This window comes from Muricoccus radiodurans (assembly GCF_050154705.1).
GTDB lineage: Bacteria > Pseudomonadota > Alphaproteobacteria > Acetobacterales > Acetobacteraceae > Roseomonas > Roseomonas radiodurans.
Window position 1 is genome coordinate 3,301,040 of the sequence record NZ_CP189561.1, and the last position, 24,348, is coordinate 3,325,387.

The following is a 24,348-nucleotide window of genomic DNA, read 5'->3' on the forward strand; positions in this document are numbered from 1 at the left end:
GTCCCCGTGAAAGGCACCTCCGTGACGCCACCCGAGATGTGGGGCGGCATCGAGTGCACGGTCACCAGGATCGGCGACGGCTACGTGGACCAGACCTTCCTGAGTGGCCACGAGCATCGCGAGTCCGACCTCCACGCCTTCGCCGGTCTGGGAATCCGCGCCATTCGCTACCCCGTGCTGTGGGAGCGTGTCGCGCCCGACGGCCTGGCCAAGGCCGACTGGCGATGGACGGATAAGCGGCTCGCGACCATCCGGAACCCTGGCGTCCGGCCGATCGCAGGCCTTCTGCATCATGGCAGCGGTCCGCGGGAGACGAGCCTTGCGGAGCCGGATTTCCCGTAGCGTTTCGCGGCCTACGCCCGCGCCGTGGCGGAACGCCATCCCTGGCCGGAAGGCTACACCCCGGTCAACGAACCACTGACCACGGCCCGGTTCAGCGGCCTCTTCGGCCACTGGTACCCCATGCCCAGGACGACGCCGTCTTCCTCCGCATCCTGGTGAATGAGCTGTCGGGAACCCGTCTTGCCATGCGCGAGATCCGGGCCGTGAATCCCCGCGCGCGTCTCGTGCAGACCGCGGATCTCGGCCGCACCCTCTCCACTCCCGCCCTGGCTTACCAGGCTGAGCATGAGAATCAGCGACGTTGGGTCAGCTTCGACCTGCTCACGGGGCGCGTGACGCGGGAGCACCCGCTGTGGCCGTCCCTCGCCGGGGCGACCTCCGAGCAGGAGCTCGAGGGCGACAGGGAAGGCGGGCCAACACAAGTGCGGCTTCTCCCGATCGATGAGCGTCATCTCTGCGGAGCATAGGTGGGGCTCGCACAGCCAGGAGGCCGCCAAAGCCTGAACCGACGTTGCCACCGCGGAGGCGTCCCGCATCCCTCACTCTCCCCGTTGCCGCTCCAGCCGTCTCGGTTGCTCTGCGTCAGGGACCACGCATCCAGGCGAGGCAGCCGTCAGTCGCGGGCGTCGTGCCGATTATCAAGGCTCCTTCGCGGAAGAGGCGCCAGGTGCTCGCGCCTCGCATGCCCATGCGGAGCAGGAGCAGGAGCAGGAGCAGCCCGAGCAGGAGCGGTGGCCCACTGGTCTGCGCCCATGGAGGCCCTGGCAGGGCTAGTGGAGTGCGTGACCTGCAACAACGCCAAGAACGGCTCGCGTGCGCTTCGGATGAAGGCGCGCGTCACAAGGACCTGGTCACCATCGTCGGCCACGCAGTCACCATCTCGACCGGTGAGCGGGTCCAACTCTTCGCGACTCGCACGAGCGAGCGCGTCGGCCACAAGCACGTCCGAGCCCGCCGGCATAGACAGTTCCCTCCGGATCAGCCTCGGCCCGCCGCCTGTCCGATAGCTTGCGCGCTACGGCATAAGTTCTTTACCTCGGGGTTCCAGCCTACCAGTTCAGGAGCCCGTCCTTGTCCATCCGCATCGCCCTCGCCGCTCTCCTGCTGCTGCCGACGGTCGCCGTCGCGCAGACCCCGCCGGATGGCGAGGCGATCTTCCGGCGGGACTGCTCCGCCTGTCACGGCATGGACGCCCGCAACCGCGTCGGCCCGGGCCTCGCCGGCTTCTGGGGGCGTGCCGCGGGCGCGGCGGAGAACTTCCGCTACTCCGCCGCCATGCGCGCGAAGGCGGAGGCCGGGCTGCGCTGGGACGAGGAGACCGTCCGCGCCTATCTCCGCAACCCGCGCGAGGTCGTCCCGGGCGGCACGATGGCCTATCCAGGCCTGCGCGACGAGGCACGGCTCGAGGCGCTCGTCGCCTGGCTGCGGGAGCGCTCGGCCGCGCAGCCCTGAGGGCGCGTCAGCCGAACAGCTCGCGGGTGATGCTGGCGTACCACCCGTCCGCGTGCAGCGCCTCCAGCCGCCGCTGCTCCGGCAGGTCGCCGCGCGGGGAAGTCCCACCGGAGGCCGGGACCTCGGCGAAGCTCCGGCCCGCCGCATCCGCGCGGAAGATGTTGGCCACCGAGATCGCGTAGTCCGGCCCGACATGGGAGTAGCAGGTATTGACGAAGACCGGCTCCGGCGGAGGCTCCCCTCGCAGCATGGCGGCCGCGGCCGCGACGGCGGCCTTCGCCTCGGAACTGGCCAGGAAGCCGGATTTCGGCATCGGCCCGGGAATCATCGCATCCCCGACCACGTGAACGCCCGGCGCCGCGCGTGCCTCCAGCGTCCGGGCATCCACCGGCACCCAGCCCGTGCGGTCGGCCAGCCCGGCATCGGCCGCGATGGCCGCGGCGGATTGCGGTGGGATGACGTTGGCCACGTCCACGCGGTGCCGGGTGCCGAACTCCGTCTCCAGTACCATGGCGCCGGGATCGGCGCGGACCACGCGGCCGTCGTTGGATGCAGACACCCACTCGATCATGCCGGGATAGAGGGCGCGCCAGGCATCCTGGAACAGGCCCTGCTTCGAGAAGGTGTCCTTTGCGTCGAGCGCGAGGATCTTGGACCGCGGCTTGTGGCGCGAGAGATAGGCGGCGATCTGGCTGATCCGCTCATAGGGACCGGGCGGGCAGCGGAAGGGATTGGCGGGGACGGCTAGGCCGACGACGCCCCCATCCGGCATCGCCTCCAGCTGCTGCCGCAGGAGCGTGATCTGTGCGCCGTCTGCCCCGATCCAGGCATGCGGCATCCGCTCCGCCGCGCCCTCGTCGTAGCCATCCAGCGCGCCGAACCGAAGCGCGATCCCGGGGGAGAGGATCAGGCGGTCGTAGCCGAGCACCGCGCCGCCGCCGAGGCGTACCCGGCGCGCCACGGGGTCGATATGGACGGCGCGGTCATGCACCACCCGGGCGCCGCTCGCCCGCAGCCCATCATAGCCGTGGGTGACGTCGGCCAGCGATCGATCGCCCGCGAGGATGCGGTTGGAATAGGGACAGGTGACATACCGCGTGCGAGGCTCGACCAGCGTCACGTCGAGCCAGGGATACTCGCGACGCGCATAGGAGGCCGCGGAGGCGCCGCCGAAGCCGCCGCCCACCACCAGCAACCGCGCCGCGGTCTGGGCGCGGGCCACCATGGGCGCGACGAGAGCGGCCCCGAGGAGGGCGCGGCGAGGGGCGGGGCTGGTCATCGCAGGCCCGAGAAGTAGGTCACGGCGGCCGCTACCTCTGCCTCGGTGTAGCCCCGGACGATCCGGTTCATGATGGTGGCGGGCCGCTCGTTGGCGCGGAAGGCCGCCATCGCCGTGGCCAGGTCCGCCGCGTCCCGGCCCGCAAGCGGCGGCACGCTCCCGGACCCCGCGCCGCGCGGACCGTGGCAGGTCACGCAGCCCTCCGCCACACCGGGCGCGGTCTGCGCCGCGGCCGGGACCGCTAGGAGGGCGAGGACAAGGGCGGCCCGGATCATCGGCGCAGCCCCGGCGCCTCGATCGGCAACCCACTCGCGCGGCTGGCCAGGAAGAGCTCCAGCGTCCGGTATTCCCGCGACCCGAGGGGAAGCTGCTCCGCCCGGACGCCGAGGGAGCAGGCGCGCAGTCGTCGGTGCAGGGAGCCCATCGTGTTCCACTCCAGCCGATACGCCGGATATCCGGTGCCGAGGCCGTTGGAGATCACATCGCCCCGCAGCCGCCGGCCCGCATTGTCATCGTGGCACTGCCCGCAGGAGAGGTTCAACTGCCCCTGCCGGGTCTCGTAGAAGCGCCGCCCCTCCTCGAGGAAGGGCGCCGCCGGGCCGTCCGTCCGGACCGCCACGGGCATGCCGCGGGATCGCGCCGCCACCGCGGCGGTCAGCGAAAGCAAGGCCTCGCTCTCGTAGCCGAAAGCGGGCTGCCCCTGGTGCTCGGTGCGGCATCGCTCGATCCGGCCTTCCAGGTTCAGGAGCGCGCCGTCCGCGGCCACTGCGGGGTAGCGCGCGGCGACCCCCGCCATGCTGGCCATGTCACCGTGACAGGAGGCGCAGGACCGGTCTCCGGCGTGCCACAGCGCCTCCCCCTCCTCCACCCAGAGCCAGCCGGGGTGGCGCGAGGGATCGTCCTGCGCCGCGCGGATGTCCGGGGAGAGATAGTCCCGGGTCGGGCGCACATCCGCTGCCCCGGTGAGCAGGGCGAGCAGCGTCACAAGCGCCCGCCCGGCGCGCGTCACGTCACGACCAGGCGCGCCTCGCGCCGGTAAATGGCGCCGCCATCCTCCTCCCACTCGAAGACGAGGTCGCCAGTCTCCGTCGCGACCGTGGTGAACTCGAGATAGGGGTTCGCGGCAATGCCGGGGGAGAGGGTCATGCGGAACACCTCCTCCCCCGCATAGGTCACGCGGAGGGTGTGGAGGATCTTGCGCGGGATCGGCGTCAGCCCGGGCGCATCCACCGCCCGGTCCATCGGATGGCGCACGAGGGCGCGCACTGTCACCACCTCGCCGCGTTGCACGGAAGGCGGGAGGGTGATCCGCGCGGTGATGGGAACCGTGCGCATCGCTATCCCGTCTCCACGCAGGCACCGAGCACGACGATCACCTCGCGGGAGGCGCGGTGGACGGTTCCGCGGCTCGTCTCGGCCAGGGCCAGGATCGTCTGGGTGGTCGCCAGACGGATGCGCGTGGCAACCTCCGCCCGCCCGGCCCGCGGCGTCAGGGTGAAGGTCGCGACGCGGGGGAAGGGGTTCTTCTCCGACAGGATGTGGATGGCGGTGACGTGGTCCTCCGCCGTCATGGGGCTGTCCACCCTCACCGAGAGGTCCACAGAGTTGCCGTTCTCGGACAAGGGGGGGATGTCGAGGACGATCCCGCCCTCGGCCGGGCCTCGGCCGGCGAGGATGGCGCGCTCCGCCGCCACGAAATCCTCCTCCGCGGCGGCGGGCAGGGGAAGTGCCGCGAGCGGCGCTCCGAGCACCGTACGACGGGACAGCCGCGTCATGGTTCCGGATTCTCCAGCGCACTCAGATAGGCCACCACGTCCTCCACCTCCTGCGCCGACAGCGCCGGGCGGCCCCGGAAACGCGGGTCCACCCGGACCAGGCCCTCCACGCGGTGATAGGGCGGCATGACCGCGTCCGGGTTCCACAGCGTCGGGTCCACCACACGGAGCCGGATCTGCCCCGGCGTCAGGCGCGCCCCTACCCCCGCCAGCGGCGGGCCGACCTCGCCCATGAAGCGCTCCGCCGGGACCGGGATGCTGTGGCAGATCAGGCAGTTCGCCGTCTCGCGGTTCCGCACCACCGCCTCGCCCCGCGCGCGGTCGCCGCGCAGACCGTTCAGCGGCGCCTCGATGGCGTCCTCCGTCATCACGAAGGGCGCCACCTGCCCCGCCGCCGGCGCAGCGAGGAGGGTCAGCACGGCCAGCGCCGCCCGCACCTCACGTCCGGCGCCGGAGCTGATCCCCCAGTGGCAGGTCGCGGATGCGCTTGCCGGTCGCCGCGAAGACCGCGTTCAGCACGGCGGGGGCCGCGACCATGATCGTCGGCTCGCCCACGCCGCCCCAGAAACCGCCGGAGGGCATGACGATGGTCTCAACCCGCGGCATCTCGTCCATCCGCATGACGTTGTAGGTGTCGAAGTTCGTCTGCTCGATGGCGCCGTCTTTCACCGTGCAGGCACTGTGCAGCATGGCCGAGAGGCCATACACGAAAGATCCCTCCACCTGCATCTCGATCTGGCGGGGGTTTACAGCGTAGCCGCAATCCGTCGCGGCCACGATGCGCTGGATGCGCAGCTCCCCGCGGTCGCTGACCGAGACCTCCGCCGCCGCGGCGACGTAGCTGCCGAAGCCCATCTGCTGCGCCAGGCCGCGATGCACCCCGGCCGGCGCCGGCGTGGTCCAGCCGATCCGCTCCGCGACCGCGTTCAGCACGGCCAGGTGCTTCGGATGGTTCGCCATCAGGCTTCGCCGGAGCGCCAGCGGGTCCTGGTTGGTGGCGTGCGCCACCTCGTCCAGGAAGCACTCGAGGTAGACCGCGTTCTGGTTGTGGTTCACGCCCCGCCAGAAATGCGCGGGTACGTGCGGGTTCCGCATGGCGTGGTCGATCAGCAGGTTCGGGAAGGTGTAGCCGATCGCACTCTCAGCGCCGCCGGCATTCAGGCCCTGGAACTGCACGGGATCGCGCCCGTTCTGCAGGCCGCCGGGGAAGGCTGTGGAGAGGATGGACTGGCCGGAGATGCGCATGTGCAGCCCCGTGATCCGGTTCTCCGCATCCAGCCCGGCGACGAGGCGGCATTTGGTGACGGGGTGATAGCGTCCCTGCACCATGTCCTCCTCGCGCGTCCACATCGTCTTGATGGGCGTGCCCGGCACCTGCCGCGCGATCAGGATCGCGTCCGCCAGCCAGTCATGCACGGTGCGCCGGCCGAAGCCGCCGCCGAGGTCCACGCGATGCACGTCCACGGCCGTCTGCGGTAGGCCGGCGGCCTGGGCGGCGGCGGCCAGCGCCGCCTCCCCGTTCTGGGTCGGGCACCAGACGTCGCAGCGCGTGGGGGTCCAGACCACGGTCGCGTTCATCGGCTCCATCGGCGCGTGGTTCTGGTAGGGGTAGGAGTAGGTTGCCTCCACCCGCCGGGCCGCGCCTGCGATAGCGGCGCGCGCGTCGCCGTTCTGGTTGCCGATGAAGGCCTCGGACGCGGTCAGGCCCTCGTCCAGCACGGCGGAGATCGTCTCTGAGGAGACGCGCCCGTTCTCCCCCATGTCCCATTCGACCGGCAGGGCGTCGAGCGCGGTCTTGGCCTGCCAGAAGGTGTCGGCCACCACCGCCACCGCGGAATCGCCCACCTTGAGCACGTGGCGCACGCCGGGGTTCCCGGACACGGCCGCCGCGTCGAAGCTGCGCAGGGTGCCGCCGAAGACGGGGCAGCGCCGGGGCACCGCGACGAGCATCCCCGGCATCCGGAGGTCCTGGCCGTAGACCTGCCGGCCCGTGGTCTTGGGCGCCGTATCGAGCCGTGCCACCGGGCGCCCGATCACCGTCCACTGCGCCGGGTCCTTCAGCGGCACGTCCGCCGGCGGGGTCAGGCGCGCGGCTTCGGCCGCGACTTCGCCATAGCGCAGGCTGCGCCCGCTGCCGGCGTGGCTGATGACCCCGTCCCGGGCAGAGCACGCCTCGGCGGGCACGCCCCAGCGGGTCGCGGCGGCCTGGACCAGCATCATCCGCGCCGCGGCGCCACCCTTCCGGACGATCTCCTGGCTGGACCGGATGCCCTGGCTCCCGGCGGTGAGGAAGTTGCCCCAGGCGCGGTTGCGGGCGAGGCTCTGGCCGGGGGTGACATATTCGGTCGAGAGCTTCGACCAGTCGCACCCCATCTCCTCCGCGAACATCTGCGCGAGGCCGGTGCGGACGCCCTGGCCCATCTCCGTCTTGGCCATGCGGAGCACCACGCGGTCATCCGGGTGGATCACCACCCAGGCGTTGAGCTCGGGCGTGGCCGCTGCGGCGGGTGCGGGCTGGGCCGCGGCCTGCCGGGCGGGCAGGTGGAATCCGAGCAGCACGGCCCCGGCGCCGGCCTTCAGCATCCCGCGGCGGGACGGGCGCAAGGCTTCGATCGTCGTCATGGCGCGTCCCTCCTTAACCGGTGATGCCGCCGCGGGCGGCCTGGTGGATGCCCGCGCGCACCCGGTTGTAGGTGCCGCATCGGCAGATGTTGCTGATCGCCTCGTTGATGTCCTCGTCCGTCGGGCGCGGCTTCTCGGCCAGCAGCGCCGCGGCCGCCATGATCATACCGGACTGGCAGAAGCCGCACTGCGGCACGTCCAGCGCGCGCCAAGCGACCTGGAGCGGATGGTTTCCATCGGGCGAGAGGCCCTCGATCGTGACGATCTTCTGGTCCTCGGACACCGCGGAGAGGGGCATGGCGCAGGAGCGAACGGCCTGCCCGTCCAGGTGCACGGTGCAGGCGCCGCACTGGGCGATGCCGCAGCCGTACTTCGTGCCGGTCAGCCCCACATGGTCCCGGATCGCCCAGAGCAGGGGAGTCTCCGGGTCGGCATCCACCTGCACCGGTCGCCCGTTGACGTTCAGTGTGGCCATCGTGATCTCCCTCCCGCGCGGGCTGAGGCCGCGTCCTGCCCGCCAGTATCGTCACGGTTGCATGCGGCCCGCAATCGCGAAGTACCGCTTCGGAGCGGGGGGGGTGGGCTACTTCCTGCCGCGCGGCACGTCCGCGAAGGTGCGGCCCATCTATTCCGGCACACGGCAGTTGCGAACGAGTCTCTCCGTCGCGTGGCAGCCATCTTCCGTTCGGCCAATCGGTGCACCCTCTCACCCAGCAGCCGCACGATCCGCATTGCCCGGATGGGAATACTTCATTCTGAGCGGTTCTAGATGGTTCAGCCCCGCCTGCTTCGCCTCTTGCTCTGAGCAGCGCGCCATGGCGTCCTCATGCGGCGTCGCGGAGACGAGGTGCGGAGGGATGCTGCCGTGTTGACCAGACGTCATGCCTTATCGGCGACCGCTGGGATTGGGTTGCTCGGCGCTCTGCCGCGGGCGGTGCGGGCTCAGGCGTGGCCGACGCGCCCCATTCGAATGATCGTCGCCTTTGCCCCGGGCGGGTTCACGGATATCGCGGCGCGGATCCTGGCCGAGCGCCTGTCGGTCAGTCTTGGCCAGCCCGTGACCGTGGACAACCGGGCCGGTGCCGCGGGAATCATCGGAACGGAAGCTGCCGCTCGGAGTGCCCCCGACGGCTACACGGTCCTGATGGGGACGATCAGCACCCACGCGATGAATGTCGGGCTCTATCGCAACCTGACCTACGATCCCGTCGCTGACTTCGCACCCGTATCTGGGGTTGCCACCAGTCCGAACCTCCTCGTCGCCCATCCCTCGAAGGGGATCCAGGACGTCGCGGCCCTGATCGCTCGGGCGCGGGCAGAGCCAGGCGTGCTCACCTACGGCTCAGGCGGCAACGGCACCTCAAGCCACCTCGCGGGTGAATTGTTCAAGTCGCTCGCCGGTGTCGATCTCTTGCACGTCCCGTTCCGGAGCACGGCCCCGGCAGCATCGGCCGTGATCGCGGGGCAAGTCGACCTCATGTTCGACACCCTGCCTTCCTCCCTGCCCCATTCACGGGAAGGCCGTCTGGTGCCCCTCGGTGTCACGTCGGCGCAGCGCCTCCCGGCTTTACCGACAATACCTGCGGTGGCGGAGACGGTGCCGGGTTTCGAGATGGGCGTCTGGACGGCGCTGTTCGTGCCCGCCGCCACACCCCGCCCGATCATTGAGCAGCTGGATAGAGCGACCAGAGAGGTCCTTCCTCATCTCACCGCTCGATTTGCTGAGTTGGGCCTCGAGCCACTCGTCGCAGGATCGGTTGAGATTTCTGGCCTTTTGCGCAGCGAGATCGCCAGATGGACGCAAGTTATTCGAGCTGCGCGTATCACGGCCGATTGAGCGAGGCATGGCCCCGGTCACGGCGGCAGCAAGCATTGTTCGCCCCAGGCTGTGGGCAGCACTCCCACTGTTGTGGTAAGCTGAACTCCTCCTGCGCGGTCCCGTTCAGGAAGCCTTCCGCGATGCTCGGCGCCAGCAACGTCACACGCAGCAGTGATCCTTGGTAACCACGCTCAATCCGCTCCGCGGCCGACACCTCCATGGTCGAGTCATACCGCCCCTCGTCCAGTCACTTCTGTTATCGGCAGGTGCGAGCGAGAGCCTTGAGGAGCGCCGGATCGACATAGGTCTGGATGGAAGGTACGGCTGGCGACACGGCCATCTCCGGCATTACCGGTCCAGCGACCGCCCCGTCTTGCTGGTCCGACTCTCCGCCTGGATCTGCCGGGTGGCGTAGCAGCAAGGCGAGATCAAGCTCGATCCCGAACCACGCCGGTGAACCAGAATGCGCGTCCTCGCAGAGGCAGGTATCAGCGCCGCTTCGGGGCCCCTCCCATCTGAGCGAAGACCTGCCGATCCTTGTTCTCCTGCATGAGCATCGAGAAGCTCGGGATTCTGTCGAAGCCGAGACCTTGAGGTACCCCGGTGTCCGGATCAGGCTGGATCTTCGCGTAGCTCTCGCCGGAGATCTTCTCCCACTTGCCCGCGGGCTTCTTGACCTCCAGGTTCACCACGGTCGCCTTGAAGACCATTCGTACGATGGCCTCTTTCGGCGCGGACGGCTTGGTAAGGCTGGGCGCGCCGGCCATGACCTGCCAGCCGTTCTTCACGGCCCAGGCGGTCAGCTCTTCCTTGTCCATCACGCGAACCTCTCTTGCATCCGGCTCGCTCTATGGGCCGATGGGGACGGTCACACCAGCACCGTCTCGTTCTGAAGTCTGAAGCCGAGCCGAGCGGGGCGTCCGCCGACCCCGCTCAACACTGGCCAACGACCGCTGCTGGGTAGTGAACAACCCTGAACTCCCAGGCAGATTGATATGCTCGTGGCACTTTCGCCGCCGTGTGCTTGAGGCAGAATTCTGTATGCTTGGGAGGCAAAAGACGAATTATGCTGACCAGTGTCGCCCAATCCTCCTGACCGCTCGCAATCTCCGCCGTTCAGTCCACAGTGATCGTATCGAAACCCGTTGCCCCGGTCTGGGGCGGATCACGCCCAAACGGCACTTCCATGTTGCAGACCAAACCGGTTTCACCCCAGGCAAACGCCAGGCTGCCGCCGAGCTGCCCTCGCACCGTACCCTCCAGCACCCGCGACCCGAAGCCGCGGCGGGTCGGCGGTGCCTCCACGGGTGGGCCGCCGCTCTCGGCCCAGCGCAGTCGAAGGGTTCCCGCCGGCCCGCCGTCCATCCACCACGAAAGCTTAATGCGGCCGGTCGGCACCGAGAGGGCGCCATACTTCACGGCGTTGGTGGCGAGTTCGTGCACAGCCATGGCCAACGGCTGCGCAGCGCCAGCAGGGAGCGCCACGGCCGGCCCCTCCAACTCGGCCTGTGGTCCATCCCCAGCGCCGGCGCTGAGGAACGGGGCCACCTCGCCCAGCAGCAGCGTGCGCAGGTCGGCACCTGCCCAGCTATCGTGGGCCAGGAGCGTCTGCGCCCTGGCGAGCGCCCCCACGCGGCCTTCGATCGCCTGCATATAGCCCGCCACATCCGGAGCCCTGGTCAGGCGGAGGGCGGCTTGCACCACCGCAAGGGCATTCTTGGCCCGGTGGTCCACCTCGCGCGCGAGCAAGGCCTGTCGCTCCTCCGCACGCCTGCGCTCCGTGATGTTCGAGAACACCGATGCAAACCGCCCAGGCTCGGTACGGTAGGCCGTGACCTCGAACCAGCGCCCGTATGCCGCGAGGTATTGCTCGAAGTGCGCGGGTTCCCCTGTCTCGACCACCCGCGCGTAGGTCTCGAGCCAGAACGGCTCAATGCCCGGGATGGCCTCGCTCACGAGCCGTCCCTGTACCGCCTCGTTCGGCACTCCGGTCAACCGCCCCCAGGCCGCGTTGAGCTCAAGGTGACGGTAGTCAACCGCGCGGCCCTCCCCGTCGTAGACCATCTCGCAAAGCGCGAAGCCCTCCTGCATGCGCTCGAACAGGCCCCGCCAGCGCGCCTCGCTCGCCCGCAGCGCCGCCTCGGCACGCTTGCGGCCGTGGATGTCTACCGAGGCGCCGAACCACCGGGTGACCGTCCCGCTGCCGGGGTCCCGGTAGGGCTCGCCCCTCACCAGGAACCAACGCCAGTCACCGCTCTTCGAGCGGATGCGGTGCTCGACGAGAAAGGTGCTGCTCGCACGCCGCGCTTCCTCGAACCGCTCCATGGTCAGGGCCACGTCATCGGGGTGGACGAAGCGGGCTGCGACCTCCGCCGCGGTTGTCGGCTCATAGGGGACACCGGTATAGTCCGACCATTGCCGGTTGAAGAACTCCGTACGGCCCTCGGCATCGGTGATCCAGACGATCTGCGGAACGGCGTCGGCCATCAAGCGAAACCGTGCCTCGCTCTCCCGCAGCGCCGCTTCGTCGCGGACACGCTCGATGTGCGCCCAGGCGCGCTCTACGACCGTTCTCAGCAGGGCCACCTCGCTCTCCGTCCAGTCACGGGGGGAGGACTGGTGCACAGCCATCATCGCGACCAGCCGCTCACGCTTCACGAGCGGGCAGCAGATGATCGCCTTGATACCGATGGCGTTGAACATGTCGCCGCCATCGCCCGAGGCCAGCTCCGTGTCCACGTCCCGCACGACGAGCGTTCGCCCCGCCCGCATGTCGGCCGCAGCGCGCGAGCCGAACAGATCCAGGCTATACTCCCCGGCGCTGCTGGGAATGCCCTCCGTCCAATCGTCGCGGATGGTGAAGCGGTCATTGTCGGCATCCACGTCGGCATAGGCGCAACGGGTGGTGTTCAGGTGCCTGCCGAGAAGGCTGGCCGTCGCCGCCATGATCTCGCGCGGCGCAGAGGCGCGCGCCGTCACCTCGCCCAACTTGTCGAGGAACTTGAACCTCCCCTCGCTCTCACGCAGGGCCGCCTCGGCCCGCGCGCGCCGGACAGCGGCCCAGGTTCGCTCGAGCACGTCCTCGGCGAGGGCAGCTTCATCGGGGGTCCACCGACGGGGGCAGGGATGGTGAAGGTAGAGGAGGGCCTCAAGACGTCCACCGCGCACGAGCGGCACTGCGAGCACGGTCCGCGTCGCGATTGCTGCGAATGCCGCTGCTCCGGCGCCGCCGGTGCGTGGGTCAATATTGACGTCGTCCACCCACACCGTTCGTCCCGCCCGAAGCTCCCTGATGATCGGCGGTCCGAAATCGTCCAGGCGGTGCCTGCCGGCAACGCTCCCGACCAATCCATTGGTCCAGTCGCGCGCTATGATGATATGTTCATCGTCGGGCTCGACCTCGGCGTATCCGACGCGGGCGACGCCAAGTTGAATACCGAGCGCTTCGGCGGCCGACGACGCCGCGTCGTCTGGATCGCCGAGCTCCCGCAAGCGCTCGTCAAGGGCGAGCCGGAAGGATGCACGGCGCTCCGCAAGCACCGTTCTGGTCGTCTCCACGACGGCGCAAAACATCCCCCCGACCTCGCCGGACTCATCCTGGATGGGCGAGTAGGAGAAGGTGAACCAGGTCTGCTCTTCGTAGGTGTTCCGTCTCATCAGGAGCGGCAGGTTCTCGCGGTAGGTCGCCTCGCCCCGCAGCGCTGCCTCGATGAGAGGGAGAATGTCGGGCCAGATCTCGGCCCAGATGTCCTGGAAGCGGCGACCGAGAGCCGAAGGGTGCTTCGCGCCGAGGATCTCGGCGTAGGCATCGTTGTAGAGGAACCCCAGTTCCGGTCCCCAGGCGACAAACATGGGAAATCGTGATGCAAGAAGCAGGCTGACAGTCGTGCGGAGCGAGCCGGGCCAGGTGTCCGGATGCCCAAGGGGCGAGGCGGACCAATCCTTCGCCCGCATGAGCGCGCCCGTCTCACCACCGTCGACGAGGAAGCTAGGACTTGGTCGACCTGCCGCGTTGAAACGATCCAAAACAGCCCCCGCTCGGTCCTACCCTAACTTATAGGCCCGCTTCCTCTGCCGGCAACGCGGTGAGACCGCATAGGCGCGCGGGACTACTCTTCGGCTCCACTACGGCCTCGTTGGTCGGCCCCAGCTGGAAACCGTCAGGCCGACTTCCACCAGTTCCCGCCACAACGATGGCCAGCCACTATTCTCGAAGGGTCAGCGCCTCCCCCAAATCGACCCACACCCGCGGCACCTTCGCGTGAGTCCATGCACCTCGCCCCGCCGGCGGAGACCCCGCGCTCATTCAGCGCCCGCGCCGATGCTGCTTGCCCTGCGATGCCCTCGGCCCTGAGCCGTTTGATCTTCAGTGCCAGTCGGTGCGCTGGTCGCTCCGCCTCGTCGCGTCGCACTGAGCGGCCGAGCGGGCACAGGGCGGGCTGGGCGACCAGCCCCCTTCCCCACCGAACACCGCTCCACGCGCCCGTGCGGCTGCTGGCGCCGCCCTGGTCCGCTCTGAGATGAGCTCCCACTTCCTTTGCATCTGGGCGTCTAGACCCGCATCATCAGGTCGTCCGCCCGTGGCATATCCGCTGCGCGGACAAACATTCTCTCCTCCAGCAGACCGGAGAGCGTGTGGGCACGGCGGGTGATTCGATCCAGGCGCGCCGCCGCCAGCACCGCCCCGAGTTACCGGCAGGTTCGGGCGGTCCTGACCGGCATCCCAGGCCACCAGCACGGCGTCAGCAGAGTCGCGCAAGGAAAAGCTCCCCGTGGCCGGCGTGGGCGCCTCCTGACCGGCTGCAGGGCGACTTGCGGAGTTGGCTTTGAGCCGGGCGGAGCGGCCTTGGGTCTATCATGTCCGGCAGGGGGACGTGACCGACAACGCCGGACTCTTCCCGTTGTCGCCGATGCTCACTGGGACTGATGCTCCGGCCGTCTATTCGTCGAGTGCAGCTCAGACCCGGCATCAAGTGCGCGGCTAAGCCCCGAAGGATCTGGTTCGCTACGACGCGAAGAGGGATGGGAGCGGATATCATCGTGAGGGGAGTGATCCTATCGGGATGGCGTTAGCGGCGCCTGCTGCCAAGCCCCACCCCACACCCCTCGGGAGGCGAACGGCTGCGGCCAAGGCAGGGTTGCCGAACGCTACCCACGGACTCATCCATGAGATCGGGACAAATTCAGCTCTGCGGGGAAGCCGAAACGAGCGATCGCCACATCATTCCCCTTGCCAGTCGCTGACAGTCCGGGCGCCCACGTCTCTCCCAAAGGTCGCTTGCAAGTTGTGGGAAACTATCCTAGCGAGACAGAGTCAGTTTCGTTGTCTCGGTGTTCTTCTTGCGCCCATCCATGTGGGTGTGAGCGGGCTTCCGTTTCAAAGCGAAGATGATCCGCCTGGGCGATGTTGCCCAGTGGTTTTCCGTTTTGATCGGAAGCAGGTTATGGCCATCGGCACCGTCAAGTGGTTCAATGCTACCAAGGGCTACGGCTTCATCCAGCCTGAGGACGGCTCCAAGGACGTCTTTCTGCACGTCTCCGACGTGCAGCGCGCAGGCCTGCAGGAGCCGCGCGAAGGCGACAAGATCCAGTACGATCTTCAACAGGATCAACGCGGCAAGTCGTCCGCAGGGAACCTTCGCGCCGTCTGAAAGTTGAGCGGCAAGGTCGCCGCTCTCTCGGTACCCACTGAAGCGCCACCGCTTCAGGGTCCTTGTCCCCCGGCTGGAGATCGCCAGCCGGGGCATTTTTGGCCTTGTCTGATTGACGCGGCTCCAGACGCACAACCGCCCGCACGGAAGTTGCCAGGGTGGCTACTGAACCACAAAGCGTCTTGATCCCGGGGAACTGCCCCATGGCGAAGGATCGGTGAGGCGGGTCACCATATCACTAAGCGCCACGACCGCTCTTCCGCGGCGTTCCCTAACGATGTCCGACCTTTCGCTGACGCGTCGCCGCTTCATCGCCATCCTGACCTCCCCAGCCTGCCAGAAAACCGACTTCTGGTGCGGCGGCATGTATGTCTCGGAAGCAGGCTTCACCCAGGTCGCTCATGCCCTCGACCTGGGCGGCATCCACAGAGGGTGAGGCATCGGCATCTCGATCGAAAGGGATGCCGAAGGGAGTTGCTGCGGCATACGATCCTTTCATCAACGCCTTCGTGGTACCGTGACGGAGCTGGGCCAGGATCGATGGTTTCGAACGGCTGGCAGTGGTGCACAAGGCGGTGCATGCCCTCCGCGATATTCAGGGTCGTATCCTGACCTATGAATGTAGGTCCTTCCGCCCGCTCGATGAGACTGACGAGGAGCCCGCCTGTGTCGGAGGCTGCTTATATGACGTCTACACTCAGAATACCGGCAGCAAGGCTGCGAGCCAGAGCCCGTCTTGGCTTAGCAAAGTGAAACCGTCGGTTCACGACACGGCCTATGGAGTGGCGATACGATAGGCGGGCAAGCTCGCCGGAAGCATTCTAGACCGCGGAGACCTTGCGACCTTGTTCCGCGCGGTGACGGTCAGCGTGCGAGCCGATACGGGCGTACCGCACACGGCCGAGGGCACGGGGCAGCGAGGCCGGCCACAGCTCTTCACGCACGCGACCATCCAGTGCGCGCTGACCCTGAAGGCGCTCTTCCCGCTACCCCTGTGGACGGCGTAGGGAATGGCAGGCAGCCTGATCCGGCTCGCGGGTCTGGACTGGAAGGCCCCGCACTACAGCACCCTCGCACGCCGGCAGAAGAGCCTGACCGTCACGATCCCCTACCGCCGGCGGAGCGGCCCGCTGCGCCTGGTGCTCGACAGCACGCGAGATCGTCCGATGCTTGCTGGGCCATTGCCGAAGGCGGCGCGGATGGGAGTCATCAGCGGTGAAGGCGCCTACGACACCCGGGGCGTCTATGAGGCTCGGCGTCCCACGAGGCAGCCCTGGTCGTCCCACCCCGGCGTGGCACACCGTGGTAGCCGCGCCAGCTCTTCCAGAGCCGTCGTGCGAACGCAACAACGCCTGCGCGCGACCGGGAATTTGGCGGCGCCGCTGCGGCGCGCCCCTGCCCGACGCGCGAAAATGCCATGCTGTCCCTGGTGCTGGCGGTGCCGCTCAGGGCCAGACGATGGGAGCGGCGTTGGGCTTATTAACAATCCGACCGGCACCGACGCCGACGGGGTGATGCGGACGCGAAGCTCCGGGGTTCTCCCAGTACAGCTCGCTGAAATCCACGTTGACTGCGTAGTTCTGTGGGTTCGGCACGGCGCCCCTCAGACGGCTGAAAGTCGTGTAGGGGAAGAGATAGAGACTGCCCGCCTTTGCTCCGTATAGGCCCTCGAAGTCGGCTGCGAGTATCGAGACCTGATGGCGTGTTGCCTGATCAAGCCCGATGTGCCGCAGCTCCCTTGCACCGTTGACCAGATCGGCGATTCTTGGTGCGTAATGGCCGCTATTGTTACTGATATAGAGCAGCCTCCCGGAGGCGCAGCGTATCGTTCCCGCAAGCATGACGGGCTGGCCCGAGAGAAAGGAGGAGTGGTGGAAGCGCATGTTGTTAAATTTGCCGGCCTTTGCATACCAAGTGCCGTCCAGCCCGATGGCGAAGGGGCCAGATCCGGCCTCGTCCTGGGTAAAGCCAGCCAGGGTGTTAAAGGGCGCGCCTCCCTGGGAGACAAGCTGGGCGCCGAAGGCGAGTTCGTACTGCTGGCGCGAGGCAGCGTCGGCGTATTCGAGCGGGTCAATGATCTTCAGCAGTGAGCCCGCAGCAGCCTTCTGTTTCATCCAGGCTCGCAGGATGAAGGCGTCGCGGTTGTCATCCCCGGTGAAGCGCACGTTCTCCGCTACGGCAAGGTCCCAGAGCTTTTGTCCGTTGGCGACCCTGCCGTTCGGAAGGGCAGGCGTCTTGCCGCCCCCCAACGCGTGCTCGAACCTGACTTTGCCGTGGTGAGGGTTGTTCCTGCCCATGATGACGCCCGGGCCGCTGTTGTACTGGTTGACCCTCTGGCCGAGGCTGTCGGCCTTGTTGCGCTCTTTGATCACTTGAGTGAAGAGCGATGCCTCCAGACTGCTGATCGTCACATTCTTGACGCTGTTAAGGTCCTTGCCCTTCTCTTCCTTCCGGCGGAGGTAAAGTCGGCACTTGCATGCCATCAGCAGCATGAACTGCCAGCGTTCCCGTGGTGAGACTTTGGAGTACGCTTGGTTGGTCTCGAGTTCCACCAAGTCGTTGTAGATCCCGATAAGGTTCGAAGATGACTTGCGCCATCCGTTTGCCACCGTCTTTCCCAGCCGCAGGTTCGTCGCGGTCATGAACTGACCGCTGGAGACCGTAATGGGCATGGCGTTCACCTTCCTGGAAACTGTCGCGCGGTCTTCTTGATGAGCAAGGCGGGTGCTCTGAAGACTGAACCCGAGCCGCGATTGATCTGCCAGGCCGTTACCAGGGCTTAGCGCCCCTTTCCTGCTGGAATTCCAGGTCTTTCCTGGACATTCCAGCGCGTGCGAGGATACGCCGGGCGGCCTGAGCAGCGCCGAGTATTGGGTCAGGCGCGCCCTGAAGGACCGGTGCCGCAGGCCCGCTCGTTGCCCCGTCGCCGTGGCGGCCGCTACCGCAGGCCGCAGGCCGTGCCATAGCCTCTCAAGGATGGGCGTCGATCTGGAAGGGCGCGAGCGGCCCCTCCAGCATGGCAGGCGTCGCCTCGCGAAATGCGGGGCAAATCCGCCTCGGAACTTTGAACAGCAGCACCATGTCCCGCGCGATCACCTCGCCACAGGGGCTGGCCCGTGCGGCACCACCTCGTTCAGGTAAGGCGCATAGGCACCGGCCGTCGTAACGCAGCGGAACACCTCAGGGGTGGAGGACTGTCCGTCACTCCTGTCACCCAACGTTTCGTGTTGCCCTCAGATCGCCACGGTCAGCCAACATTGCCGTCATCGCAGGGTGAGCAAAGCTCCCGCCAACTCTCTTAGGAGTACCTGGTGGGTGTCTCAGATGACCTACTGCGTCCTTCGCAGCCGACAGGCTCGGTTGATCCGGCACAAGGGCTGGTACTTCCCCGGCTATGACACGCCTGAAGCTGCGGTAGCCTGCGCTGTCAGTCTTGCTAGCCGCTGGGGGCAGAGTGGCCATGCAGCGGAGGTTCAGATCGAAGGGCCTGACGGCCAGGTCACGACCGCCAGGACTTAGGAGCTGGCTCCTGCCCCGCGCGCCGAGTGGAACCTTTGAGGATGAAAACGCGGGGCTGACAGCCCCTCAGGCTCGGGGTGATGACGCCTTGTTGCCCTCGTCAAGCCAGAATCGCTTCCGCCGGTCGCGAACGCTGGCCTTAGAGAATATCCTACTCGTCATAGGTAGCGCGAAAGGCCGCGGCCAGGTTTGCGCGGATCATAACGTCTTCAACAGGGTCGCCCTGCGGCACCGCCGTGCAGAGAACTCGTCCCATCTGCGCCCGGGCCAGGGCCAATAAGGCATCACGCTGATCGGGTGGGACAGACTTGCTGAGACGCTCGAGCACGTCCTCAGCGACCCACTCCAGGAGCCCGCGCTCAAGAAGCTCTGCCTCATCGGCGCTCAACGCATCAAAGCCGGCCATTGGTTCCCGCCATAGTTGAAGCGCGCCGGCACATACAACAAACCGGACGAAGGCACCGTAAACTTAAACGTCATTCCACATTATGGAATCAGATTTAGTGCGTACCGCCCCTTCCTCTGCTGGGTTTCCAGCCCCGCGTTGAGTTGAGGCGACCGCGCCCAGTGTAGGCCGATGAGAGGCTGCGGTGTGTTCGAGCGCCCTGGACGGATAGAAATTGCAAGAACCCGGCAACCAGGAACCTTCCTAGTCAGCAGGGCTCCTTCAATAATGAACTGCCGTCGCCCTTCGCTCCCGAGGTCAGCCCGAATTCCCCACCCCAGAGAACGTCTGCGCCGGGTTCCTCTGGCTCCAATTATTCACAAGACGAAGTTTCTCTGCCATGGTTTCGATGCAGTATTGCAGGCCGCTCCGCGCGCATTTGCGACCCTGGATGAATGTCTCGATTCCGACCGAGCGGCACTTCCTCTGCGGAGGGCAGTTCTTCTCCGGAATTTGGGAGCCGGGCAGTTTCACCTACAAGCTTTCGTATACTGCACTCGCTTCGACTCTTTAGGTGGTCATGGGTCCGGATTCCGTATCCCTTTACCTGTCCCGGCCACAAGCGTTGCCGAACGGCTCGTTTTGGGCCCGCGCATCCCACGTGATCGGACCGCGTGAAGTCTGGCGCGATGCTGACGTGATGGACGCGACAAAAACAAGGTCGCAGTGCGACGCTCCTGCGACCGGGGTGAAATACCATGGCCCCCTCGGACATCTGAAGTCGATACCGACAGCAAGGATCCGGCTCAGGGCCGGCCACATGGTCCCGAGACGTAGCCCCACGAGGATAACGTTCGTGAAATCGAAGGCGGATATGGCGGGCGGAGTTGACAGCGGACAACTGACCGGCCGTCTCGGAGCCGCCCCCGAATGACGATTTATGCCTTGAAGCCCCGCTTCCAGTCCCTTCTCCGCCCACTCGTCCGTCGTCTCGCCGAAGCCGGCGTAACCGCAAACCAAGTCACTCTGGTCGCGGCGGCCGGCTCGCTCTTGCTCGGGGGACTGATCGCCTGGAAAATCGGGGCGTCGCCCAGCATCCTCCTGCTATTACCGCCCTGGCTGCTGCTGCGCATGGGGCTGAACGCGGTGGACGGCATGCTGGCGCGCGAGCACGGGCAGCGCAGCCGCCTCGGCGCCCTGCTGAACGAGATAGGAGACGTCGCGTCGGACGCGGCCCTTTGCGCTCCCTTTGCGCTGCTGCCCCCGTTCGGCGCGGGCGGCATCGGTGCGGTCGTGCTGCTCTCGGCGCTCTCGGAGTTCGCCGGCGTGCTGGGGCCCAGCATCGGTGCGTCCCGGCGCTACGACGGGCCCCTCGGCAAGAGCGACCGGGCCCTCTTCTTGGGCGCGCTCGGCCTCCTGGCCGGGCTGGTTGGCGGGCTGCCCGGCTGGCTCTGGCCATTGCCCTGGCTCCTCTCCCTGCTGCTGCTGCTCACCATTGTCCGGCGCGCGCGCGGCGCACTGGCGGAGAACCCGACCTGATGACGCCTGCCGACGATGCCACGGCCCGCCCGGTCGAGGAGGGCCGCTTCCGCACCCATGACGGCACCGAGCTGTTCTACCGACGCTGGCCCGTCGCCCCCGGCACCCCGCGCCGCGGCGCCGTGCTGCTGGTGCACCGCGGGCACGAACACTCCGGCCGCGTCGCCCACCTGGCGGACGAGTTGAACCTGCCCGACTTCGACGTTTTCGCCCACGATGCCCGCGGCCACGGCCGGTCCGAGGGCGAGCGCGGCCGCGGCCCCGGCTTCGCCACCCTGGTGCGTGACCTCGACGCCTTCGTCGCCCATCTCGGCGTCGCGCACGGTGTAGAGGCGCCCGATCTGGCCGTGGTGGCGCAGAGCGTCGGCGCCGTGCTGGCCGCGACCTGGGTGCACGATTACGCGCCGCCGGTAAGGTCGCTCACCCTCGCCTCGCCGGCCTTCGACGTGCGACTCTACGTGCCATTCGCCCGGCCGGGACTGCGGCTGCTCCAGCGGCTGCGCGGCGACTTCAAGGTCAATTCCTACGTCAAGGCGAACCTCCTGACGCACGACGCGGCGAGGCGCGCCTCCTTCGCCGCGGACCCGCTGATCACCCGCCCGATCGCCGTCAACGTCCTTCTCGGGCTGTATGAGGCGGCGGAGCGCGTGGTGGAGGACGCCCGCGCCATCACCGTGCCGACGCAGCTCCTCATCTCCGGCAGCGACTTCGTGGTGCGCCAGCCGCCGCAGCACCGCTTCTTCGAGCGGCTGGGGTCACCAGTAAAGGAACGGCACGTCCTGCCCGGCTTCTTCCACGACACGCTGGGCGAGCGCGACCGCGCGCCCGTGGTGGCGAAGGTGCGCGACTTCATCCTCGCGCAATTCGCGCATCCGCCACGACCGGTTTCCCTGCTCGACGCCGACCGGGCCGGTCACACGCGGGACGAGGCGGACGCGCTGGCCACCCCACTGCCGGCCCTGTCGCCCCGCGGGCTGTACTGGGGCGCGACCCGGCTGGCCCTGCGCCTGGGCGGCCGGCTTTCCGAGGGGCTGCGGCTCGGACACGAGACCGGCTTCGATTCCGGCTCCACGCTGGACTACGTGTATCGTGATCGGGCGGACAGCCCCGGGCGGATCGGCCGCCTCATGGACCGCGCCTACCTCGATTCACCGGGCTGGCGCGGCATCCGTCAGCGCAAGCGGAATGCGGAGGAGCTGCTGCGGGAGGCGATGCGTCGCCTGCGTGAGGCCGGCCAGCCCGTGCGCGTGCTCGACATCGCAGCCGGCCACGGCCGCTACGTGCTGGAGGCGCTGGAGGGCGCGCCGGCACGGCCGGATTCCATCCTCCTGCGCGACTACAGCCCGATCAACGTGGAGGCTGGCCGCCGCTTGATTGCGGAGAAGGGTCTAGGCGACATCGCGCGCTTCGAACCGGGCGACGCCTTCGATCGGGACAGCCTCGCCGCCGTGCAGCCGCGGCCAACGCTCGGCGTCGTATCCGGCCTCTACGAACTCTTCCCCGATAACGGTCCGGTCCGGCGGTCCCTCGAGGGGCTTGCCGCCGCCATCCCGGAGGGCGGCTATCTCATCTACACCGGCCAGCCCTGGCACCCGCAGCTAGAGCTGATTGCCCGTGCCCTGACCAGCCATCGCCAGGGTCAGGCCTGGGTCATGCGCCGCCGCACTCAGGCCGAGATGGACCAGCTCGTCGCCGTCGCCGGCTTTCGCAAGATCGAGCAGCGCATCGACGAGTGGGGGATTTTCACCGTCTCCCTCGCGCACCGGGTGGCGGCCAGCGTGTCATGACGGAGGGACGCCCCTGGAGGCGCGCCGCGTTCTGGCTGCTCGGGCTCGGGGCCTTCTTCTACGCGAGCTACGGGCTGGCGAACTGGCTGGCCTCCCTGCACTCCGAGGTGCCGGTGGTGGTGTTCGGCTGGGAGCGGCACGTGCCCTTCCTCGGCTGGACGATCATCCCCTACTGGTCGGTGAACCTCTTCTACGCCGCCTCCCTCTTCGTCCCAGCGACGCGGGCCAAACTGGATCGCCACGCGGCGCGGCTGCTGACGGCTCAGGTGATCGCGGTCACCTGCTTCATCGCCTTTCCCCTGCGCTTCTCGTTCGAGCGGCCGGAGACAACGGGGCTGCCCGGCTTCCTCTTCGCGGTGCTGGGCGGCTTCGATCGGCCTTTCAATCAAGCCCCGTCGCTGCACATCGCTCTGCTGGTGATCCTGTGGGACCTTTATGCCCGGCACGCGCCGGGCCGCCTCCTGCGTTGGGCCTTGCACATCTGGTTCACGCTGATCGGGCTGTCGGTGCTCACCACCTACCAGCACCACGCGGTGGACGTGCCGACCGGCGCCCTGCTGGGCCTGCTCTGCTTATGGTTGTGGCCGGAGCGGGGACCGAGCCCGCTGGCCGCACGGATCGTGCGGGACCGGCGGCGCCGATCCCTGGCTTCGTGCTACGGGGTGGGGGCACTGGCGTTGGCCGGGCTGGCTGCATGGGGCGGCGGATGGTGGCTGTGGCTGTTCTGGCCCGCCGTCTCCTGTGCGCTGGTCGCGCTGAACTACGCGCTGGCGGGGGCCGCGGGCTTCGGCAAGGCCGCTGACGGCACGGTGCCGCTGGCGACCCGCCTCCTGCTAGTGCCCTACACTCTCGCCGCTCGGGTCAACGCGCAGCTCTGGACGCGGCGGGCGCCGGGGCCGTGTCACGTCGTTGACGGGGTCTGGCTTGGCCGCCTTCCGGCCGGGCGCCAGCTGGCCGCCGGACCCTTCCGCACGGTGGTGGACCTCTGCGCCGAGATCCCTCTGCCGCCCTGGCCAGGGCGCCGCGTCGCCCTGCCCAGCCTGGATCTCGTGCCGCCCCCGACCGCCACGCTGCAGGCAGCCGCCGAGGCGATCGAGGCCGGGCGTTCCCACGGGCCCGTGCTGGTGTGCTGCGCCCTGGGCTACGCGCGCAGCGCCGCGGCGGTGTCGGCCTGGCTGGTGCGGACCGGGCGGGCGGCGGACGCCGGCGCGGCGGCGGCCATGATCCGCGCCGCGCGGCCCCACGTGGTGCTGCCCGATGCCGCCTGACGTTCCCTCCTCTTCCGGGGACCGCGCGGTGGCGGGCGCGATGGCCGACCTGCTGGCACAGGGGCGGGTGATACACCTCCTCTCCGTCGCCCTCTGTGGGGGGGCGTTGGCCGCGCTGCTCCTCGCGACCGGTGGGCGGGCCACGGTCGGAGCGGGGGCAGTCCTGCTCGCAGGCCTCGCGGAAACCTGGCTGGCGCTGCGGGTGGGCTTCGACGCACGGTGTTTCCGCCGGCTCGCCGAGACAGCGGACGGCCCCGCCTTGGCCAGCTTCGACGCGGCGCTTCGCCGGCTCAGCCTGATGCCAGAGGGAAAGGCAGGAAGGCCGATGGCGCCGCGCATTGCCGGCGCCCGACGCCTGATCGCTCTCCAAGGCGTCACGCTGCTCGTGCAAGTGGCCGTCGCATTGATAGCTGCCCTGATTGCCTGATCAGGACCGTGCTGGGGGAGCTTGATCACTCTGAAGCGTTTCGGCTGGACCTCCGGCCCGGGTGACAAGGCCATGCAGGTGGCCAATGAAGACAACCGGGACGTCTACAATGGCGACCTTGGCGTGGTCTCCGGCATCGACATCGCGGAAGGCGAGCTCTCGGTCTGCTTTGCCGGCGGGAGGTGGCGTATGGCTTCGGGGCGCTGGACGAACGGGTGCTGGCCTACGCCCACATGCCCCACAAAGTGCAGGGCTCCGATTACCCGGCCGCCGTCATCCCGCTCACCACCCAGCACGACGCCATGCTGGCCCGCACTCTCCTCTACACCCGCGCAATGCGGGGCAGGAAGCTGGTCGTGCTTGTAGGCAAGAGGGAAGCGCCCGCCATCGCAGTCAACATCCGGAAGAGGAACCGGCGGTGGTTCACGCTCAGGGAGTGGATGGCGTGGAGAACGGCGCAACCATTTCCCGACACTGATGGAC

General features: G+C 68.2%; 22 protein-coding genes and 2 pseudogenes. 12 read left to right on the top strand and 12 right to left on the bottom strand.

Annotated elements, in window-relative coordinates:
* Positions 1 to 6 precede the first annotated feature (6 nt).
* The 3 genes from ACP6CK_RS15850 (at position 7) to ACP6CK_RS15860 (ending at position 1,794) form a co-directional block, all read left to right on the top strand.
* Positions 7 to 342 carry a hypothetical protein gene (locus ACP6CK_RS15850; protein ID WP_426954264.1) on the top strand — a complete coding sequence of 112 codons (336 nt, stop codon included), beginning with the start codon at positions 7 to 9 and terminating at the stop codon, positions 340 to 342.
* Between the two features lie 185 nt (positions 343 to 527).
* The gene (locus tag ACP6CK_RS15855) at positions 528 to 809 is read left to right on the top strand and encodes a hypothetical protein (protein ID WP_426954265.1); all 282 of its coding nucleotides are present in this window, start codon (positions 528 to 530) and stop codon (positions 807 to 809) included.
* Positions 810 to 1,413: 604 nt separating this feature from the next.
* Complete coding sequence (locus ACP6CK_RS15860; RefSeq protein WP_426954266.1) at positions 1,414 to 1,794, top strand: c-type cytochrome; 381 nt, start codon at positions 1,414 to 1,416, stop codon at positions 1,792 to 1,794.
* 7 nt (positions 1,795 to 1,801) lie between these two features.
* Here the strand turns inward: ACP6CK_RS15860 and ACP6CK_RS15865 are convergent, their stop codons facing one another.
* From ACP6CK_RS15865 to ACP6CK_RS15900, 8 genes are read right to left on the bottom strand one after another with little or no spacing between them, the layout of a single operon-like run.
* Positions 1,802 to 3,073, bottom strand: a complete 1,272-nt coding sequence (locus tag ACP6CK_RS15865) for an FCSD flavin-binding domain-containing protein (RefSeq protein ID WP_426954267.1) — start codon at positions 3,071 to 3,073, stop codon at positions 1,802 to 1,804.
* Entirely contained in the window at positions 3,070 to 3,348 is a 279-nt protein-coding gene (locus ACP6CK_RS15870) for a c-type cytochrome (RefSeq protein ID WP_426954268.1), read from the bottom strand. The genes ACP6CK_RS15865 and ACP6CK_RS15870 overlap by 4 nt, the downstream gene beginning before the upstream one ends.
* The gene (gene soxA, locus ACP6CK_RS15875) at positions 3,345 to 4,082 is read right to left on the bottom strand and encodes a sulfur oxidation c-type cytochrome SoxA (RefSeq protein ID WP_426954269.1); all 738 of its coding nucleotides are present in this window, start codon (positions 4,080 to 4,082) and stop codon (positions 3,345 to 3,347) included. Before soxA ends, ACP6CK_RS15870 begins: the two co-directional genes overlap by 4 nt.
* Positions 4,079 to 4,408: a thiosulfate oxidation carrier complex protein SoxZ gene (locus ACP6CK_RS15880; RefSeq protein WP_426954270.1), complete on the bottom strand. Its 330-nt coding sequence runs from the start codon at positions 4,406 to 4,408 to the stop codon at positions 4,079 to 4,081. Before ACP6CK_RS15880 ends, soxA begins: the two co-directional genes overlap by 4 nt.
* 2 nt (positions 4,409 to 4,410) lie before the next feature.
* Positions 4,411 to 4,848, bottom strand: coding sequence for a thiosulfate oxidation carrier protein SoxY (locus ACP6CK_RS15885; RefSeq protein ID WP_426954271.1), 438 nt, complete (start codon positions 4,846 to 4,848; stop codon positions 4,411 to 4,413).
* Positions 4,845 to 5,285 (bottom strand): sulfur oxidation c-type cytochrome SoxX, encoded by a 441-nt coding sequence (soxX, locus tag ACP6CK_RS15890; protein WP_426954272.1) that lies wholly within the window; start codon positions 5,283 to 5,285, stop codon positions 4,845 to 4,847. The genes ACP6CK_RS15885 and soxX overlap by 4 nt, the downstream gene beginning before the upstream one ends.
* Position 5,286: 1 nt before the next feature.
* A complete protein-coding gene (locus ACP6CK_RS15895) occupies positions 5,287 to 7,470 on the bottom strand; it encodes a molybdopterin cofactor-binding domain-containing protein (protein WP_426954273.1) in 2,184 nt (727 codons plus the stop codon).
* Between the two features lie 13 nt (positions 7,471 to 7,483).
* A complete protein-coding gene (locus ACP6CK_RS15900; protein WP_426954274.1) occupies positions 7,484 to 7,945 on the bottom strand; it encodes a (2Fe-2S)-binding protein in 462 nt (153 codons plus the stop codon).
* Between the two features lie 495 nt (positions 7,946 to 8,440).
* On the opposite strand from ACP6CK_RS15900, the gene ACP6CK_RS15905 reads away from it, so the two are divergent.
* Positions 8,441 to 9,307, top strand: coding sequence for a tripartite tricarboxylate transporter substrate binding protein (locus ACP6CK_RS15905; protein WP_426954275.1), 867 nt, complete (start codon positions 8,441 to 8,443; stop codon positions 9,305 to 9,307).
* Between the two features lie 470 nt (positions 9,308 to 9,777).
* Here ACP6CK_RS15905 and ACP6CK_RS15910 read toward each other — a convergent pair whose 3' ends face one another.
* Entirely contained in the window at positions 9,778 to 10,107 is a 330-nt protein-coding gene (locus ACP6CK_RS15910) for a hypothetical protein (protein WP_426954276.1), read from the bottom strand.
* 298 nt (positions 10,108 to 10,405) lie between these two features.
* A complete protein-coding gene (locus tag ACP6CK_RS15915) occupies positions 10,406 to 13,141 on the bottom strand; it encodes a PAS domain S-box protein (RefSeq protein ID WP_426954277.1) in 2,736 nt (911 codons plus the stop codon).
* Positions 13,142 to 14,733: 1,592 nt separating this feature from the next.
* Here ACP6CK_RS15915 and ACP6CK_RS15920 point away from each other — a divergent pair.
* The 3 genes and pseudogenes from ACP6CK_RS15920 to ACP6CK_RS15930 form a co-directional block, all read left to right on the top strand.
* On the top strand, positions 14,734 to 14,940 hold the full coding sequence (locus ACP6CK_RS15920) for a cold-shock protein (RefSeq protein WP_426954278.1): 207 nt from the start codon (positions 14,734 to 14,736) through the stop codon (positions 14,938 to 14,940).
* A 277-nt stretch (positions 14,941 to 15,217) separates the two neighbouring features.
* Positions 15,218 to 15,376, top strand: a complete 159-nt coding sequence (locus ACP6CK_RS15925) for a hypothetical protein (RefSeq protein WP_426954279.1) — start codon at positions 15,218 to 15,220, stop codon at positions 15,374 to 15,376.
* A gap of 475 nt (positions 15,377 to 15,851) precedes the next feature.
* Positions 15,852 to 16,094, top strand: a pseudogene (locus tag ACP6CK_RS15930) (transposase); the annotation flags it as partial.
* Positions 16,095 to 16,385: 291 nt separating this feature from the next.
* Here the strand turns inward: ACP6CK_RS15930 and ACP6CK_RS15935 are convergent.
* Both ACP6CK_RS15935 and ACP6CK_RS15940 read right to left on the bottom strand, forming a co-directional pair.
* Entirely contained in the window at positions 16,386 to 17,612 is a 1,227-nt protein-coding gene (locus tag ACP6CK_RS15935) for a hypothetical protein (protein ID WP_426954280.1), read from the bottom strand.
* Between the two features lie 998 nt (positions 17,613 to 18,610).
* A complete protein-coding gene (locus tag ACP6CK_RS15940) occupies positions 18,611 to 18,865 on the bottom strand; it encodes a hypothetical protein (protein WP_426954281.1) in 255 nt (84 codons plus the stop codon).
* 909 nt (positions 18,866 to 19,774) lie between these two features.
* Here ACP6CK_RS15940 and ACP6CK_RS15945 point away from each other — a divergent pair.
* The 5 genes and pseudogenes from ACP6CK_RS15945 to ACP6CK_RS15965 form a co-directional block, all read left to right on the top strand.
* Positions 19,775 to 20,383, top strand: coding sequence for a CDP-alcohol phosphatidyltransferase family protein (locus ACP6CK_RS15945; RefSeq protein ID WP_426954282.1), 609 nt, complete (start codon positions 19,775 to 19,777; stop codon positions 20,381 to 20,383).
* Positions 20,383 to 22,170 (top strand): bifunctional alpha/beta hydrolase/class I SAM-dependent methyltransferase, encoded by a 1,788-nt coding sequence (locus tag ACP6CK_RS15950; protein WP_426954283.1) that lies wholly within the window; start codon positions 20,383 to 20,385, stop codon positions 22,168 to 22,170. The genes ACP6CK_RS15945 and ACP6CK_RS15950 overlap by 1 nt, the downstream gene beginning before the upstream one ends.
* On the top strand, positions 22,167 to 23,438 hold the full coding sequence (locus ACP6CK_RS15955) for a phosphatase PAP2/dual specificity phosphatase family protein (protein WP_426954284.1): 1,272 nt from the start codon (positions 22,167 to 22,169) through the stop codon (positions 23,436 to 23,438). The genes ACP6CK_RS15950 and ACP6CK_RS15955 overlap by 4 nt, the downstream gene beginning before the upstream one ends.
* A 40-nt stretch (positions 23,439 to 23,478) precedes the next feature.
* Entirely contained in the window at positions 23,479 to 23,865 is a 387-nt protein-coding gene (locus ACP6CK_RS15960) for a hypothetical protein (protein ID WP_426954285.1), read from the top strand.
* 24 nt (positions 23,866 to 23,889) lie between these two features.
* Positions 23,890 to 24,308: pseudogene (locus ACP6CK_RS15965) on the top strand (ATP-binding domain-containing protein); the annotation flags it as partial.
* Between the last annotated feature and the right edge of the window lie 40 nt (positions 24,309 to 24,348).